The sequence below is a fragment of the Pseudoalteromonas sp. ABE4_541 genome, from assembly GCF_056312285.1.
Genome location: NZ_JBSVEM010000005.1, coordinates 212,371 through 229,733, shown reverse-complemented (window position 1 = coordinate 229,733; position 17,363 = coordinate 212,371). Strand labels below are relative to the sequence as shown.

Genomic DNA, 17,363 nt, shown 5'->3' with positions numbered 1-17,363 from the left:
CATCAAGGTGTTTTAATATTAGGTTTGAGACCCTCGGTCAAACGACATAAATGGAGTCAATAGTGAAACGTAGCATACTTGCGCTTGGCGCGAGCCTTATTATGGGCGGCGCTGTGGCGGCTGAAAAAACGCTTGAGTTACAGGACGTATTTAATCTTGAATATGCCAATCAAATCGAGTTTAGCGATGATGGAAAGTTAATTTACTTTGTTCGCAATAGAATGGATATTAAATCCGATAGAAAGGTCGGTAATATTTGGACGGTGAACGTTGACAACAATCAACTATTGCCAGTAACAAGTGGCGTGCATGCTGACTATTCTCCTACTTTATCGCCTTCGGGCGATCGCTTAGCTTTTGTGTCAACCCGTGATGGCAGCAGCCAAATTTATGTTAAGTGGTTGGACTCTGGTGCGGTGGCGAAAATTAGCAACCTGTCGCAATCGCCAAGTAGTATTAGTTGGAGTCCCGATGGTAAACATATTGTATTTAGCCAGTTTGTGCCCAAAAGTGCTAAAGCGCCTGTAAGTTTAAAAGGTAAACCTCAAGGGGCTAAGTGGGCTAAACCACCTGTTTTTATCGATGATGTGTTTTATCGGTTTGATGGTGCGGGTTATCGCAAAGCGGGGTTCACGCATTTATTTAAAATCGATGCCAATGGCGGCAATGCGCAACAATTAACGTCAGGTGATTTTGATCATCGTGGTGAAGTCAGCTTTAGTGACGATGGTAAAACATTGTACTTTTCTGCTAATCGTCATCCTGAATATGCTTTAAAGCCGATGAATTCTGAAGTGTATTCGTTGGATATGAATACGCTTAAAATCAAACAGCTCACTGAGCGGTTCGGTCCAGATGCTTCCCCTAAAGTGTCGCCAAATGGTCGCCTGCTCGCCTATCTTGGCTACGATGATAAGGGCACAAATTATGAGAATCGGGATATTTATGTATTGAATCTCGATAGTGGCGAAACCGAAATTTTGACTGAGAAGTTAGATAGGAACATTGAAACAATTCATTGGGACGATAAGAGCCGAGGCCTTTATTATAGCTATGATACTGAAGGGCAAACGGTGGTCGCACATCAAACACTCAAGGGGAAGACAAAAGTACTGACCAAACAGGTGGGCAGTGTGTCTTTTGGTCGCCCTTATTCTGGTGGGGATTTTGATGTAAGCAAACGGGGTGATATTGCTTTTACACTTGCCGATACGCAAAGACCCGCAGATGTGGCACTACTTAAACGGGGAAAAGTTGAGCGTTTAACCCGACTTAATGACGATGCCCTGGGCAACAAAACGTTGGGCAAAGTTGAAGAGTTATGGGTTAAATCTAAACACGATGAATTAGATATTCAAGGTTGGGTTGTTTACCCTCCAGGTTTTGATAGCACTAAAAAGTATCCGCTCGTATTAGAAATTCATGGTGGACCTGTGGCTAACTATGGGCCCCACTTTAGTACTGAAGCACAACTTTATGCAGCGAACGGGAGTGTGGTGTTATACATGAACCCACGCGGGAGTGACTCATATGGCAAAGCTTTTGCGCAAACTATTCACCACAATTATCCAAGCCATGACTTCGATGACCTTATGACCGGCGTTGATGCATTGATTGAAAAAGGCTTTATTGACGAGAAGCGTTTGTTTGTGACTGGTGGTTCTGGCGGTGGTGTGCTAACAGCTTGGACTGTTGGCCACACAGATAGGTTTGCCGCTGCCGTTGTAGCTAAACCCGTAATTAACTGGTTTAGCTTTGTTTTAACGGCTGATTATTATCCATTTTTTGCAGACTATTGGTTCCCAGGTAAGCCATGGGAGCATATGGAACATTACATGAAGCGCTCGCCTATTAGTTATGTGGGCAATGTTAAAACGCCTACGATGCTGTTAACGGGAGAAGCGGATTACCGTACACCGATATCTGAAACAGAACAATATTATCAAGCGTTGAAACTGCAAGGTGTCGAAACTGCGATGGTGCGTATTCCTGATGCCTCACATGGTATTACCGCGCGTCCTTCTAACTTAATGAATAAAGTCGCCTACATCCAATGGTGGTTTGATAAGCACAGCAAGTAGTAAATGACTGCACGTTGTTAAGTCGGAAAATGCCAGCTTTATGCTGGCATTTTGTTTGATTATTGAACTATTCTTAATAAATTAAAGATAATTTGATAGTTAATTAATGTGGTCTTCAGTCAACATGAACGATGGTGCTTTGTTTTCGGTATTTCGTTTTTCTACTTCCTCAGTTAGGTATACTTTGTGCTTTATAGGACAGATGTATGCTTTTTAATTGTTTCATCCTGAGCTTATTTTTATTTGTGGGTTCAGTCCATGCAGTGAAACTGTACGTGAATGATGAAAACGATTTGCGCGTGTATTTAAAAGATATCCCTCCAACCAGTATCGCGAATGAAACAAATCTCATGGTGATCGAAGCGCTTGAGGCCAGTTCTTTAGAAATTTTACCGGGGAGTTTCAATCGAGCAGTGAAAGCTATGCGGGAAAGTCAAAGTGCAGTTTGCATGACAAATAAGTTAAAAACACCGGAGCGTTTGAAAGAATTTATATATAGCTTACCACTCAATATTTACTTGAGTCGTCGCTTATATCAAAGAGGATCCGCAAAACCGCTTGAAGATGAACTGCTTGATGATAATGGCGATTTACAGTCTCTAGCCCTTTTATTCAGAACCTACCCACAGTCTATTATTGTGTTAGGTGCATCAATTTCCTATGGCGCATTTTTAGACTCTCAGTTAGCTAAAATCAGCAAAAAAAATAAACTGATACGAAACTCTCAAGATTACTACGACACAATTTACGATATGTTCGAAAAACAACGAGCGGACTTTTTTCTGGGATACCCTGCTGATATTTACCGAAATATGCAACAGAAAAAAGCTAACCTTAGAGCTTACTATATTTCCGGGAGCCCTAAATTTTCTATTGGCTATTGGATGTGCAATGACACACCGTCTAGTCAACTTTTCATCGGTGAGCTCAATACACACATCAAGCTTATGTATCAAAGAGCGGAGTTTTATCAGGCTCATACCAAGTGGTTGCCTGAGGTTGATAAATCGAAAACGACATTGTACTTAAAAACGTTAATTGACAATTTGTAAGGTGATTTATTGCGTTTGTAACACAAGTTACTGCGCATTATGTGTAGTTTAACCTATGCTGAAGATAAGTGACTCTTGAGGTTGTCGTTATTTTAATGCCGTTGTTTCTTTTATTTATGATGTTTGTAGTTACTGGCGTTAACGCAGTGCAGTTATACATAGATGATGAGAAGGATTTAAACGTTTATCTACATAGAATGCCCGCTACGAATATCGCCAATAATACCAACTTATTGTTGCTCGACAAGCTTAAGACTGATGGGCTAACCTTTGTTCCTGCAAGTTATAAACGTGCATTACGCGCAATGCGTTCAAGTAAAGATGCTGTCTGTGTATCGAATCGCATTAAAACACCTGAACGACTCAACGAGTTTTTGTTCAGCTTACCCGTTAATATATATCTCAGTCGCAGGTTGTATTTGCATGCTTCTGCACCACCATTACAAAGCAAACTGTTAAATGAGCAAGGTGAGGTGAAGTCATTACCTCTGTTATTCAACTACAATAGAGACGCATTAGTTGTGCTCGCGCCTAGCATGTCATATGGACCATTTTTAGATAAGCAACTATTAAATGTGCCACAGCAGAATAAAGTGCTCCGTGATGGCACGAATCATTACGACATGACTTATTTTATGTTCAAGCGTAAAAGAGCGGATTTCTTGCTTGGTTATCCCGCGGAAATTTTTCGTCACAACCAAAATGAGCGAGAACCCACAAAATTCCGTGTTTACGATATTGAGGGGGCGCCTAAGTATGTGCTGGGTCATTGGATGTGTAATAACAACGAGCAAAGCGCAGCTTTCATAAAGCGCCTAGATACATTGCTTAAAGCCTTGCATCAGCAAGACTCATTTTATCAGGCCCACTTACGTTGGTTACCACAAACCGCACAAGAAAAGACGCGCACTTACCTTGATACATTATTCAGAAAAACTCATTAACATAAATAAACAATTTTCACAGCCTTTTCTAGTGGCTCACATCGCTGGGTTGACCAAAAACTCTAAACTCAAGCCAAAAGTCTGGATTTTAAACTAAGGGCCCAAAATAAACACATTTGTAACTAAGGTGTAAGTTTTTGTGTCTGTATTAGCGCCCGGCTGCGCAGCCTAATGATCTTTCAAAACCATATAAACAGGAAAAATAATGAAAACTTTTACTTCTATGTGCTTATCTGCGTTACTTGGTGCCTTAGTGATGGCACCAGCACAAGCATCTATCTATAAAGATCCTGGCTATGTAGAGCAGGCCGCGAGAGTCGTGACTAAAAATAAGGCGATTGGTCGTACTCATCAGTACCGTGGTCAGCAAGGCTGGATGTTTGTTGACAGTGTTGCAAATGGCGCCACCAGCGGTTTTTATCAGGGTAGTAACTGGTTGAAGTTACACAACAGAAATTTCAAGTTAGCGGTAGGCTTTGTTGAGTTTTCTTTCAACCCATCAAAGCTTGATTGCACACAAGGTATGAGCTTTAACCTTGAAATTGGTGAAGACACGGTCGCTGAATTCAAGCCAAACTGTGATGATTGATTAGATGCATCAGTTACCTATCCAGTTGAATACTACTTCGATTTGATCCCAGAGCCTATTAAGCCAAAACTAGAGCTACCACTTGATCCACTGGGCCTGATGAGGTTGGGTGTTAAATTTGGTGCGGGTATTGAAGCGGGTGCAGAATTTGAAGTCGGTGGCGTGATCGGTGGCTACGACAATGATGAGCCATTTGAAGCGGGTGGTGTACGCCGCCCTGATTATGTTTATGCATCCGTAGAGCCATTTATTGGTGGTTTAGTATCAAGCTCGGCATACGGTACATTTGGCTACGGTATTGCGGAAGCTGGTGTGAAAGGTAAATTGTCGCTACTCAAAGTAAAAGCGAAAGGGTATGTAGAAGCAGGTATTCGTCGTGTTGTGGTAGATGAACAAGTGCTTGAAGAAGGTTTCTTGGAGCTTAAGGTTTCTGGCAAGCTATCGGGTGGCGACGGCAAAATAGAAGCTTACTGGAAGAAACTTTGGGGTTTGTTGAAGTTTAATGTTGATATCTGTAAGTGGGATCCGCTCTACGAGCGTGAAACAACTTTTTATGAGTACGCAAGCCCAAGTTGGCAGCAGCTTTAATTTTTAAGGGTGGCTTAGCGCCACCCTATCAGGAGTTTTTATGAAAATTAAAGTACTTTCGTTTGCACTTGCAGTCGTTACTGCTGTGGGTTATTTGGTCTTTTTTCAATCATCTAGTGAACACAACAATCGCTCGGCGGTACAAGCACAAACTTTACCAAAGGAGCAAAAAAGTGAAACGCATCAACACAGTTATCACGTATTAATTGAGTCGTCTATTCAAGGCGACAATCAGGTTGTTTTATCTCATTCAAAACTGAGCTGGCATATGCAGCTACAGTTACAGTTACACAAAGGTGCCGATGAGCGAGGCTGGCTTGGAAAACTCAGTGATATTAGCTACAGCCAAGATAATCGTGTTACTTCTTTAGTAAGTGAATTACCTTTTACCGTAAAGCGTAATGATACCCGCTATGAGCAGCTTGATTTACTTGGATTACCGGCTGAACACACGTTGCAGGTTACGCAGCAAGTGTTTAATTTAATGAGTTACAATCTCAATGGCACCTTAAGTTTTAAAGAACCGCAAAGACAGGTCAGCTATCAATATGATCGCGATGGCAATACCATTACACGTCAAATTGTGACGCAAAACTATTTAGATCCCAGCTATCAACCTGCGAAAGAACAAGAAAATTGGCTGGTAGCGCTTAATTCGCGCCAACAAATCACTAGTTTAACTTATCGCAATATGCGTCTTTGGTCACAACAGCAGCAAAGTTATACCGTGGAGCAAACGGTTACGATAAAGCAGTCTTTATCTCCCCAACTGGCTAAAACGGTTGGCGCATATATGGTTGAGCACTACAGTGCTTATGACATTTTGGAGTTGTTGAACGCGATGCCACAGTCGAGCTCTGCACTGATCTATGCGCTACAGAAATTACAAACACCAGAAGCCGAGGCAATGCTGGTGGATCTGCTCCAATTTGAGCAGACACGGGACTTAGACAAACACAAAGTGGCGATTGCCCTTGGTCGCTTTGGAGCGTCTAGTGAATTGTCTTTACAAGCCCTACAATCGATAGCTCAGCAGCAAGATAATCAAGTAGCAAATACCGCGCTACTAAGCATTGGTACAATGGGCTATTTTACGCCGGATCAGCCGCTTACGGTTAAAAGTTATTTGCAAGATAATTTGCAACAGCAACGCAACCTATCAACAACGGTTTTGGCTATTGCGAATAGTAAAAATGATCAGTTGTTGGCGCAGTTACCTCCTCTACTTCACAGTCAAGATAAAGGGGTAAAACTCAACAGTATTAAAGTGTTAAGTAAACAGTCAGGTTATCAAGACGCGGTGGTTAGCGCGTTACTGTCGTCACCTGAACCTCGTTTTGTGGCTGCATTTACGCGAACCATGCTGGAAACAAAGCAACCGTTGAGTGTCGGCAATGTTGCTAAGTTAAAGCAATTGAAAAACACGACGTCGAATCCGGTGGTTATTAAAAAGCTGACGGAGCTGCTTGACAGTCAGCCGGGCTAACTGATGCACATAAAAAAGCCATGTGCATGGCACATGGCTTTGCTATGGCTTACGGTAATTTTCTAGTGCGGGCCGGTATTTTTAGCGGGCGCTTGCCAAGTACTTTGCCATACATAGTTGCCATGAATGTAATACACATAGTCTTGGTGAATAATAGAGCGGTCATCTCCTGACCAAATGTAAGGGAGGTTGTCTTTTTCATCTGAGTAATTGATTGGGCTACTGCCGCTATAGCTCAATTGTTTGCTATCGATATCCAAAGCAAAGAGTGCTAACTCGTTGCTGCGTGTCCAAGTTGAAAAACTGGGTTCTGTGCTGGTGCTTTGCCAAGTTTCAATGGGTAAAGTAAAGCGATATTGACTGTCATTCATCGACAAAAAGCTAAATGCGTGATAGTCGTTCTCCGCTGCTGTATAAGCGCCTTCGAAGGTATGCGTGCTCAGTTCTTTTGGGGCACTCATATCGCTTATATCAAATAAACTGACTTTTGCGCCCTGACTGACTACGGGGGTATCAGCCGCCATATCTTCAACATGTTGGCCAACACCTAGCAGTAAACCATTTGCGACGGGGTGTAAATAGGCAGAATAACCCGGGATCTCTAGTGTGCCTGCAATTTTTGGGTTGAGGGCATCTGACAAATCAATCACATACAGTGGGTCTGTTTGTTTGAAAGTGACGACATAAGCCTGTTGCTCGGTAAATCTCACCGCATAGACATTCTCATCTACGATACCTTTTGCATTGACCTTACCAATAGGAGTTGGAAACTGTTCATTAGGTAGCTGGCTGACGGCGTTTAATTTATCGCCTTGTTGTTCAAGCACGTATAAGGTGTGTTCAAAGCCTTCGAGGCTATTGCCATTTGAGGTAACTAAACGAAGGTGCTGCGACATTTCGCTAAAGCGTAAATTTGCATTGCTCCAACCTAAATGACCGGAAACTAACCCTGTTGCACTGTAGTTCGGTTCGCTCTTCTCTAAATCAAACTTGTGGATCACAGATTGGGTTTTGTCTTCAAGGTACAAAGTACTGTAGGTATAAAGAGATTTTGTTGACGCATACAAGCCATCTATTTGACTGTTGACGCAAATAGAGCTGCGTTGTGATGGATCATCAAGTGCAATTTTTGTGACTGTCATGATAGCGTCAAAGCCATCTGCGTTTGTTGCGTCTGCGCTGATGTAACAGTCATCAGCTTTAAATAATGGGTTTGTTTGCTCAGTGATTGTGTTCGTTATTTTGGGAATAAAGTTGCTAATTTGCTCATTTTGCAATGCTTGATAGTCGCGAAGTTTACTTTGCTCATCACCATCAGTGGCACTGAAATTATCAAAATGAGGATAATAGTTACTCACGAGGTATAGGTGCTCACCAATAACCCGGCTATCAATTAGCTGTCCATCAATCACAAAATGTGCTTTGTTTGCAGCTTGTTCTGGCTGGCTAACATCCATCACACTCAACTCAAATTTTTGCGACATGGGGGCGGGTAAAATATCGCCTTCCATCACTGAAGTACTGGCCATGGCCATCGGCTCTAAAATGCCAAACCAACCATAGTCATGGTTTAATACTGCAAGTGTATTGTCATGTAAGTAAAGTTGTTGTTTTTGATAAGCAATATCTGACGTGGTGAGCTGCTTTACCGGTGTTAAAGACCCGCTGTCATCTCGCTTCATAATACGCACATATTGCGTGCTTGTTTGCGTATCCGTTATGTTTTGCATACCGTTGGCGGCAATATACATATATTGTCCGTCGTATTTGACTCTGTCGGCTTCATCCACACCAAGCTCTTGCTGATTGGTTGTTGAAAAGTTAGCGGTGATAGTGGCCGACATCTCGTTACTTTGATCTCCTGCTGTCGGAGGAAGTGTTGATGAAGAATACCGGCGAACAAATAAACCATTTTTCAAATTAGTGGCAAATTGGTCTGAACTTGCTTTGGCCAGCGGGCTGGTGGAGACCTTAATATCATTTAATTGTGGCAAGGTAGCCGTTTGGTCATCTGGTAACGTTTTTGTATCGCCGTCTGAGCAAGCACTTAGCAATACAGTAACGCTTAAAGCTAATAAACGTGGGTAAAACATAACATCTCTCCTTTTATTGTTTGCTCTAAACATACTGTACGAAATTGGCCAAGTTTAACTGTTACCTTTAAATACCTATTTGTTATTAAGTGTTACCTGATATAGCAAATTGCAAATACGGTGGTAAATTAGCTATTAGAACAGTGGGAGGTGAGTTTGAAACAAATAGTATGGGCACTTGGTTTATTTGGATGTGCGACTACACACGCACAAACATGTGACTCTCCGTCGGATGAGTGCGCCAAAGTAGGACAATGGAACTTCTCTGTTGCGCTGGGTGCTGGGGTCATGACCAATCCACTTAATGGTGGTGATAACTTTCCACTTATTGTACTGCCTTATGTCAGCTACTATAACGAACGACTTTTTATTGAAAACACCACATTAGGCTATACATTTGTGGATGTACCTGAGTTTGATATAAGCGTGATCATCGAACCCAACGCAGAGCAAGCCTATTTTGAGCGTTTTCATATTCGAAATATTATTGCCCCAGATAAAGCGCTCGATGCTAGCAATGAAGTGAGCGGCGAAGATAATCCGCCTCCCTTTGACAATAATGAGAGTACTAAAAGGATCACAATTGATGATATTGGGGAACGGGATTGGACTATTGATGGCGGGCTTTTAGCGCACTGGTATATCGGTGAGCGACATAAGTTGAGCGCATCGTGGCTTGCTGACGTAGCTAGTGTTTATAAAGGCCAACACGCTACTTTAAAGTACACTCATCAATTTGCGCTTCCAGAATCGATACCCGCAAAGCTTCAGTTCAACATCGGTATACATTGGCAAAGTAAAGAGTTAGTTAATTATTACTATGGCTTAAGTGCGAAAGATAAATTGGGTGAAAAAACCTATTATCAAGGTGATAGCACTTTCTCACCTTTCATTTCTGCAGCATTTAACTACCGGATCAATGAAGATTGGCAGTTAAAAATCAGTGCCAAGCATAAGTTTTTAGATAGTGGTATTCGTAATAGCCCCATCGTAGAACAAAATGGCAGTAGCTCTTTCTTTATTGGGGGGCTCTATGAATTCTAGCGCGAAGTACCTAGGAGCGCTTATGATGGTTTTGTACGGTAATAATTTGATAGCGAATGTTCAAGCACCTGCAGAGAATCACTTAGAATTAAAGCCAATGACCTGCGTGGTACGTCAGTTAGGTGAACTTTGTCAGATGACAGTTAAGGTGAGTTGGCAAACTCAGACTCCCGTTAATGCCTGTTTATACCAAGAAAAAACGAAACTGAAGTGTTGGCAAGCAAGGCAGAATATATCGCAAAAGCTTGATGTAGCGCTGCAAAAAAGCATGACATTTACGCTTATTGACGGACAAAATAATTTGCTCGCACAACAAACAATTAAAGTAAATGCGGCCAGTAGTCGCCAATATCGAAGAAGATTAAAAACGGATTGGAGTATTTTCTAATGGCTCACATTATGCTCGTTGAAGATGATATACGCCTTGCTGATTTAACAGCTCAATTTCTGCAAAGTCATGGTTTACAGGTAACACAAGTGCACGATGGCGATGAAGCGGTGAGAGAAATTATCGCAAAACAACCGGATGTGGTGATCCTAGACATTATGTTGCCAAACCAAGACGGTTTTAGTGTTTGTCGCCATGTACGTCCTAGCTACTGTGGACCTATTTTATTTTTAACTGCAAAAGACAGTGATTTTGATCAAGTCAGAGGGCTTGAAATAGGTGCTGATGACTATGTGATAAAGCCTGTTGAGCCTCATGTTTTATTAGCCCGGATCAATGCTTTACTAAGACGTAATGGCACAAGTTTAAAAGCGAGTGATCAATTGACTCTAGGGCAATTGACGATTGATAAAGCAAATCGCAAAGTGTGTTTAGCTCAGCAAGAAGTTGAGCTAACTAGCTATGAGTTTGATTTACTGTGGGCGCTAGCAAGCCATGCAGGCGAGACGCAAAGTCGAGAGTATATATACAAGCACGTAGTTGGTCGTGAATATGATGGTCTAGATCGCAGTGTCGATGTGCGGATCTCACGATTACGCAAAAAGCTCAACGATAATTTAGATCAGCCAGAACGTTTGATCACTGTTTGGGGAAAAGGCTATTTATGCTCCAAATCTGCATGGGGTTAGTAAAATAATGATCCGTTTGCTGATCAGTTTATATTTAGTTGTGTTTGTTAGTATTATTTTGATCAACCAAGGCAGTGAGTTTATTTGGCAACACTATCTATATCAGGCGCCCGATGAGTTAAGGCACGCGAAGCAAGTTGCTCAACTATTACAATCCAGTGTTGTTGAGCCTGAGCAACTAGATAGCCGTATTGTAAGGCATCAATTGGATGAAATTGCATGGTTGCCAGAGCAGCGCGCATTATTGTTGCAAGGGCAAGTGATCACCACCTACACAGAGCACAATCAGGCTGTACTGTCATTTTTAATGCAAGATAAACAAAGTCTCGTTCAACTTGGTCCTTTCGCGCCGCCAAAACAGGCTATGTTGTCAAAATATCTGATAAAGTTGTTTTCATTCGTCGCGTTGGGCCTATTGCTGATGTTGTGGTTAAGGCCGCTGTGGCAAGACCTTATGCAGCTAAAGTATGTGACAGGGCAACTTGCAAAGGGAGAATTAGATATTTCTATTGCGCCCTCACGCTTCTCTGCTATTGCAACACTGACCAGTCAATTTCATTCTATGGCTGTCAAAGTCGCCAATTTAATGAGCAATCAAAAGCACTTAGTGAATGCGGTTTCGCATGAGTTGAGAACGCCTTTGGCTCGCCTTAAATTCGCTTTAGCCATGCTTGCCAATGAGGCTCCTAAGCCTGTGGAGCAAATGTCTCAAGATGTGCAAGAAATGGAGCTATTGATCGACGAAATGCTCAGTTATGCACGTTTGGAGATGGCGCAAACGCAACTCAAATTTGAACGCGTTAATTTATGCGAAATCGTACAGCAGCAGATCCACAAACTACAACGTATCACGCAAAAGCAGGTTGAGCTCCTTGCGCCAAGCCAGCCGTGTTATATCAGAGCTGAGCGGCACCATCTTGAACGAGCAGTGCAAAACCTATTACAAAATGCCGATAAATATGGAACAAGCTTGATTGAAGTAAAAATCCATCTGGCATCTGAAGCGGTTTATTTGAATGTGTCAGATGATGGTAAAGGCATTGCCAAAGCTGATCAAGATAAAGTCTTTGAGCCTTTTATGAGACTTGAGCAAAGCCGCAATAAGAGTTCTGGTGGGTTTGGCTTAGGCTTGGCCATAGTCGATAAAATCGTGACATGGCACGGTGGGGAATGCATTGTAGAAGATGCTGACATTGGTGGCGCTCAATTTGTGGTCCGTTTGCCGAAGCTCTGATAAGTGGGTATCAGCGTTTGAGTTAGTTATGTTTTTCTGGCTTTAATGGCGTAAATTAAGGGCACTTTAGTATTTTCATGCAACTTCATGTAGCCAAAGTTTTCAACAAACTCTAAATTAGGTAAACAGTCGTACGGGCTATAGGGAAACTCATTAAAATATTCAATGACCAGCCCAGCTGCAATTAAAGCATTAATTACTTCGCTTAAAGAATGAGGCCAAGTGACAACTGTAGATTTGTCGCCAGCACAGTTTTCAGTGTAAGTGCCCTCTTCTTCTATGTCAGGCGTTTTACTCGGGAAGTACGAATATCCACCAAGCAGATCACTCACGGGATGAAACTCCACGAGGTGGAACTCACCACCCACTTTAAGTGCTTGTGCAATAGTTTGTGCCCATAAGTGTAAATCAGGTAACCAACACAATACGCCGTATGAAGTGAACACTAAATCAAACTTTTTAGTATTGGTTAAACCAAACTGATAAACATCGCTTTCAATAAATGTTGCGCTAAGTCCGAGCGATTGATTGAGTGACTTTGCTTGCTCAATTGCGCGCGGTGACAGATCAACACCTGTTACTTCAGCGCCTAAGCGGGCCCATGATAAGGTATCTTGACCAAAGTGACATTGAAGGTGTAAAAGCGATTTACCTTTTACTTCACCTACTTGCTCTAATTCGATTCTATTTAGTGAACATTTGCCTTTTAAAAAGGCATCCAGATCATAAAACTTGGAATCTAGATGCAGGCTCGTCCTTTGATCCCAGGTTTGTCTGTTAATTTCTAAATAGTTTTTATTCATCATTTCGTTGCCATGAAGTTGTTTGATATTAACGTTCGCTTATGGTGACTTTATAAAAATCTAATCACACAATAGCACAGGTGTTCAGTCTGGGTGTATTCCATCATACGCATCGAGTTGTATTTGAATTGATTTTTCAAAAGTAACGATGCTTTTATCTTGTTCGTTTGTTGAGGATGCCGTTTGTTGCGCTTTTGAGGTAGATGGTCTTTACGATAAGTGGTAGTTTTTTGGCACCGGCTTGCCAGATATGATCAGGTGTTATAGTCACTATTATTGTGTGAATGAGTACTAGAATTAGCCCAAGCCAATTGTGAAGAAAAGCTAGCCTAAACACACGACTAGCTTTTTTCGGGGGAAGGCAATGAGAGATTGGCCTAATATCTCATTGCCAAAATTTATATTAGTTAGGACTTACTGTTACTGTGATTGTATCTGAGTAAGTACCAGCGTCATTTAAACCGGTTGATTGTGGTGTGATTTTAAGTGACGTTGCAAGTGTAGAGCCATCACTACCTGTACCTGCTGAAGTATCTACATGCTTGTATGCACTTGTTAACTCGATACCGCTCGTAGTACCTACGCTTAATTGGTAAGCGATTTTGCTTTTTTGAGCGTTATTAGCAACTAGGAAACCACCGTTTAAAGAAGTATATTCAGTCGTTGCATTTTTGCCTGTGTTACACCACACATCAAGAGTACCGATTTCTTGTGTTTGCTGAGATGAATCAAGGTTTAACCCTGTAACACTGTTGCTAAGGCCGCTGTTGGTTTTACACATAGGTGCAATCGTGCCTTCGAATGTGAACTTAGCTTCTGAACCTGTAGTGTCTAAAACACCTGCCGCTGCTGTCATAGAAGTAAGTGCAGATGCTACGAATAATGATTTAAGTAATGTGTTCATGTTTTATCCCCTTGATAAGATACAGCTTAATATTGCTATCTAATTTAATGTTTAGGCGTTGTTACCTATATGCCAAACATTAAGCAAAAGGGGGGCCAACAATTTAAAAAGTTAAATTGTTTTTTTGGTTTTTCTGAAGTGTTAAATTAAACTCATTCAATATCAAACGCTTACCTGGGGTAGACTGTGAGAGATAAATTGTCTCGGTAAACACCGGCTGGCATTAGATCTGTGTTTCCCAGTACAAATTCAAACCCATACCACCGATTTCTGACACCGGGATAGAAGTTATAGCCGCGCATAAGCCGTTCAGACGACGATATTTTGACGTTATCAAAACTAATGCTGTAATCGATCAATGAGCGTGTGTCGGTTTCATGACGTAAGCCATTGAACTCTGAGTCCAAAACAATATCGTACGAACTATTACTGAGTATTTTGATACCCCAATAAAAGCGCATGTCGCTTTTTAGTTCACCTAAATCGATTTGGTAGAAGCCATTACTACCTGACACTTTGCCTTGGCTAGTGGTATCGATTGAGATAGCGACTTGAGGCTGTGAGTAATAGTTCATGCTCAAGTATTGCTCTTCGATGATTCTATTTCTGCGCACAACAGATACTTTTACAATGCCACTGTAGTTCCCTGAAGGAAATAGACTGTAATGTTGTAAACGTACCCACATATTCGTTGTGTAGTTGTTTAACGGAAACCGCCATATGCCGTTGCTGGGCCACTTGTTGTTAAATTGTTCATCGAGCAAGCGAGCGTATTTATATTCTGTTGGGCCGGTAAAGACTAAAGAGTAGTAATAAACATCTTCGACCCATATTTCATCGGCACAATTTAATAGGGGGTCAGAAACTTGCACTTTTAACGGCAAATACACTGAAACTCGATTACCGTGCTCTTCAATGATATCCGATGAAGGTGACGTAGCAAGTAAGTTACCAGCGCACTTTTTGCCTTTGCGTTTAGCAAGTGCAGGTGAGCTAGATAATAGATAACCCAAAAAAAGTATTAAAAATATCTTGAGTTTCATTCGTTTGAGTCTCCTTTCGGGCGGTTTTGTTCAAGCTCAATGGTGCCAATGCGTATAAACCGTTTCTCTGTGTCTTGCACAATAAAGCGTCCACTCAGACCTTCGATTTCAACACGGTATTCACCGGTACTTATACCTTCGACAACGAACCGCCCTGCTCTATTGGTAAAAAATGCTCGAACAAGGGGTTGAGTGTCATTCTTTAGTTGCTGTATAACCTGCCCTCTTTGCATTGCAATAGGCATGCCTTGAGTATCTAACAAGGTGCCAATGACGGTATAGGAAAGTTCTGAACCAATCTGCAGTCGGTGTCCTGTGTTCGCGCCACCCACTAAACGATACATGCCTGGCCCCCAGTCATAACCCAGTGGTGCATCAGGTACATCGATATTGAATTGTGATTGAGTATAGCCTGAGCCTAAAGAAACGAGCGCGCCAATATGTTGGCTTGGTTTGGTTTGAGCGCGTCCAAAACGGTCGATGTTGACCAGTACATCCGTGTCTTTTAGGGTTTTGTGCTTTGTTACTACAGCAAATGGGGCGGTGGTTGTGGCGCCCATACCAAAGTAGCCATCGGCAAGCCCTAGGCTAGTAGACAGGTTGATACTTGCGCCACTGTCATCTGTCATGTTAGAGCGAGTATAGTTATTTGCGCTTATGTCGGTTCTAAAAAATGCACCGGTATAACTTGCTTTGAGCTGTTCTTGACGATAATTACTGCCTTTTTCAGTTCTAATTTCATAGCCATAATCGTTGACAAAATTGCTATTGGTTTTGGCATAGCTTGCGCTGGCCACTTTAGAACGGTTATTGTACTGTGCTCGGGTGCGAATGCCGTTTTGGCGGTTATGGCCATTCCATGAGAAATTAAGTACAAATTGATTTTCAGACACAACGTTAGGATCATCGCTGGTATTATGATTATACCCAACTCTGACTCTAAAACCGTCATAGCGAAGGTTGAACTCAGCGGAAGCACTTTTGCTCGTCAACGAATCAATGTTGGTTGTACGAGAGGCATTGAGGTTAAAGTCTAAATACTCGTTAATAAAATAGCTGTAATCTAAATATGCGCGTTTATTGTCGGCGACAGTATCAAATTGTTGCCATGGTGTACTGGTAAAGTCATTTTTGACTTCATAACCTAAGCGTAAGTTTGGTGAGCCATAATTTCCATGGCCAAAAACGCTGTGTTCAGTTTCAATCGAATAGGCGCTACCTAAAACATCTTGGCTTTTACTTTGAGAATAGCGCAGCGAGAGATTACCAATGGGGCTATTTAAACTAACCACGGTGCCAAGTACGTGACCGAGTGAGTGTGCAGCACCATTTAGCCCAATCGTCAGTCTATCAGTGATACCGCGATCGTAATAGCCTGAGGCGAACAAGTCGTCATCATAGTGATAATGACCATTATCAACAGTTGATAAACGGCCAATTGCGAACGCGTAATCGCTTAAACCACTGGCCAATAAGCGTGCATTGTAATGTGTAGTAAAGTCAAACGCCTGCGTTTCACCATTGCTATAAGTTGCCACGACATGAATATTGTTGACACCCGAGCTTAGAGGTAAGTCGCTTAGATCATAGCGACCCGCTCGGAGCTTGATCCTTGAGATCAAATATTCATTAACGAAGATCTCCAATGTTGCAGCTCGAGGAAGTACGAATTGTTGACTGTTACTGGGAGTGATGCGCCTTTGTGGTTGTAATTTGGAATATGCTTTGGAGATGCCAACACCTGCCAACTGTGCACCTGTTAAATGGCCCACACTATTAAGTTGGGTGTCACCAAGGGTAATGCGCATTGGTTTATCTGGCCTATCATAAAATAGCGCGATATCACCGCGATAAAAATGCGCATCCTGCGTGTCACCACTTTCCCAAAATACAGAGCTGCGCATATTTAAACCATCACCACCACCCACATTGGCATTCATTAGCCACTCAAACTGTGATTGATATGCGCGGTTGTTATCATTGCGCTCATGGTTCAAATTAAAGTTGTTTAATATTGCCCACTTTGCTTCACCTTTTGGCAGCTCAAAGTGTTTTTCTCTGCCGTAGGAAAGGCTATCGGTGGCCATTGCTTGTTCGGTCAATGACATGTTGATGGTCAAGTCTTGGCTTTGTAGTGTCAAGGTGATGCCTTGCGCGCTTAACTGCGCAATGGTGACTGGTTGTTCCCCTTTATCCGCCAGCCATGTAAGCACGCTGTCACTTAATACCGACTCGAGATTTTTTTTAAAGTCGGCAGCAGAGACAGACTTGAGTTCAAACCCTTCCACGGCGGCAGTGATTTGCCCCACCTCGGCAACATTTAATCGCACAGGAAACTCCATAGAGTAAACCGCGGCGACAGACTGAGGTGCCCACGCACAAATGAGTGAGAATAAAACACACTTCATTTGTGCAGGCCTTTTTG

General features: G+C 42.2%; 15 protein-coding genes. 10 read left to right on the top strand and 5 right to left on the bottom strand.

Annotated elements, in window-relative coordinates:
* Positions 1–50: 50 nt before the first annotated feature.
* The 6 genes from ACW689_RS07300 (at position 51) to ACW689_RS07275 (ending at position 6,740) form a co-directional block, all read left to right on the top strand.
* A complete protein-coding gene (locus tag ACW689_RS07300; protein ID WP_476289828.1) occupies positions 51–2,081 on the top strand; it encodes a S9 family peptidase in 2,031 nt (676 codons plus the stop codon).
* A gap of 206 nt (positions 2,082–2,287) precedes the next feature.
* Complete coding sequence (locus tag ACW689_RS07295; RefSeq protein ID WP_476289826.1) at positions 2,288–3,133, top strand: hypothetical protein; 846 nt, start codon at positions 2,288–2,290, stop codon at positions 3,131–3,133.
* 146 nt (positions 3,134–3,279) lie between these two features.
* Positions 3,280–4,077 carry a hypothetical protein gene (locus ACW689_RS07290; RefSeq protein ID WP_476289824.1) on the top strand — a complete coding sequence of 266 codons (798 nt, stop codon included), beginning with the start codon at positions 3,280–3,282 and terminating at the stop codon, positions 4,075–4,077.
* A gap of 205 nt (positions 4,078–4,282) precedes the next feature.
* Entirely contained in the window at positions 4,283–4,666 is a 384-nt protein-coding gene (locus ACW689_RS07285; protein WP_476289822.1) for a hypothetical protein, read from the top strand.
* 42 nt (positions 4,667–4,708) lie between these two features.
* Positions 4,709–5,254, top strand: coding sequence for a hypothetical protein (locus ACW689_RS07280; protein WP_476289820.1), 546 nt, complete (start codon positions 4,709–4,711; stop codon positions 5,252–5,254).
* 40 nt (positions 5,255–5,294) lie between these two features.
* Positions 5,295–6,740, top strand: a complete 1,446-nt coding sequence (locus ACW689_RS07275) for a HEAT repeat domain-containing protein (RefSeq protein ID WP_476289818.1) — start codon at positions 5,295–5,297, stop codon at positions 6,738–6,740.
* Between the two features lie 62 nt (positions 6,741–6,802).
* Here ACW689_RS07275 and ACW689_RS07270 read toward each other — a convergent pair whose 3' ends face one another.
* The gene (locus ACW689_RS07270) at positions 6,803–8,833 is read right to left on the bottom strand and encodes a beta-propeller domain-containing protein (protein ID WP_476289816.1); all 2,031 of its coding nucleotides are present in this window, start codon (positions 8,831–8,833) and stop codon (positions 6,803–6,805) included.
* Between the two features lie 156 nt (positions 8,834–8,989).
* Here ACW689_RS07270 and ACW689_RS07265 point away from each other — a divergent pair, with 156 nt between their 5' ends.
* Genes ACW689_RS07265 through ACW689_RS07250 form a run of 4 tightly spaced genes read left to right on the top strand, consistent with a single transcriptional unit; the run spans position 8,990 to position 12,188 of the window.
* Positions 8,990–9,877, top strand: coding sequence for a MipA/OmpV family protein (locus tag ACW689_RS07265; protein ID WP_476289814.1), 888 nt, complete (start codon positions 8,990–8,992; stop codon positions 9,875–9,877).
* Positions 9,878–9,899: 22 nt separating this feature from the next.
* Positions 9,900–10,265 (top strand): DUF3019 domain-containing protein, encoded by a 366-nt coding sequence (locus tag ACW689_RS07260; RefSeq protein ID WP_476289812.1) that lies wholly within the window; start codon positions 9,900–9,902, stop codon positions 10,263–10,265.
* Positions 10,265–10,954 (top strand): response regulator, encoded by a 690-nt coding sequence (locus ACW689_RS07255; protein ID WP_476289810.1) that lies wholly within the window; start codon positions 10,265–10,267, stop codon positions 10,952–10,954. Before ACW689_RS07260 ends, ACW689_RS07255 begins: the two co-directional genes overlap by 1 nt.
* Before the next feature lie 7 nt (positions 10,955–10,961).
* Positions 10,962–12,188: an ATP-binding protein gene (locus ACW689_RS07250; protein WP_476289808.1), complete on the top strand. Its 1,227-nt coding sequence runs from the start codon at positions 10,962–10,964 to the stop codon at positions 12,186–12,188.
* A 26-nt stretch (positions 12,189–12,214) separates the two neighbouring features.
* On the opposite strand, the gene ACW689_RS07245 is transcribed toward ACW689_RS07250, so the two are convergent.
* From ACW689_RS07245 to ACW689_RS07230, 4 genes are all read right to left on the bottom strand, one after another.
* Entirely contained in the window at positions 12,215–12,994 is a 780-nt protein-coding gene (locus ACW689_RS07245; protein WP_476289806.1) for a class I SAM-dependent methyltransferase, read from the bottom strand.
* Between the two features lie 400 nt (positions 12,995–13,394).
* Complete coding sequence (locus ACW689_RS07240; protein WP_476289804.1) at positions 13,395–13,895, bottom strand: hypothetical protein; 501 nt, start codon at positions 13,893–13,895, stop codon at positions 13,395–13,397.
* 170 nt (positions 13,896–14,065) lie between these two features.
* Positions 14,066–14,938, bottom strand: a complete 873-nt coding sequence (locus ACW689_RS07235) for a hypothetical protein (protein ID WP_476289802.1) — start codon at positions 14,936–14,938, stop codon at positions 14,066–14,068.
* The gene (locus tag ACW689_RS07230) at positions 14,935–17,346 is read right to left on the bottom strand and encodes a fimbria/pilus outer membrane usher protein (protein WP_476289800.1); all 2,412 of its coding nucleotides are present in this window, start codon (positions 17,344–17,346) and stop codon (positions 14,935–14,937) included. The genes ACW689_RS07235 and ACW689_RS07230 overlap by 4 nt, the downstream gene beginning before the upstream one ends.
* Between the last annotated feature and the right edge of the window lie 17 nt (positions 17,347–17,363).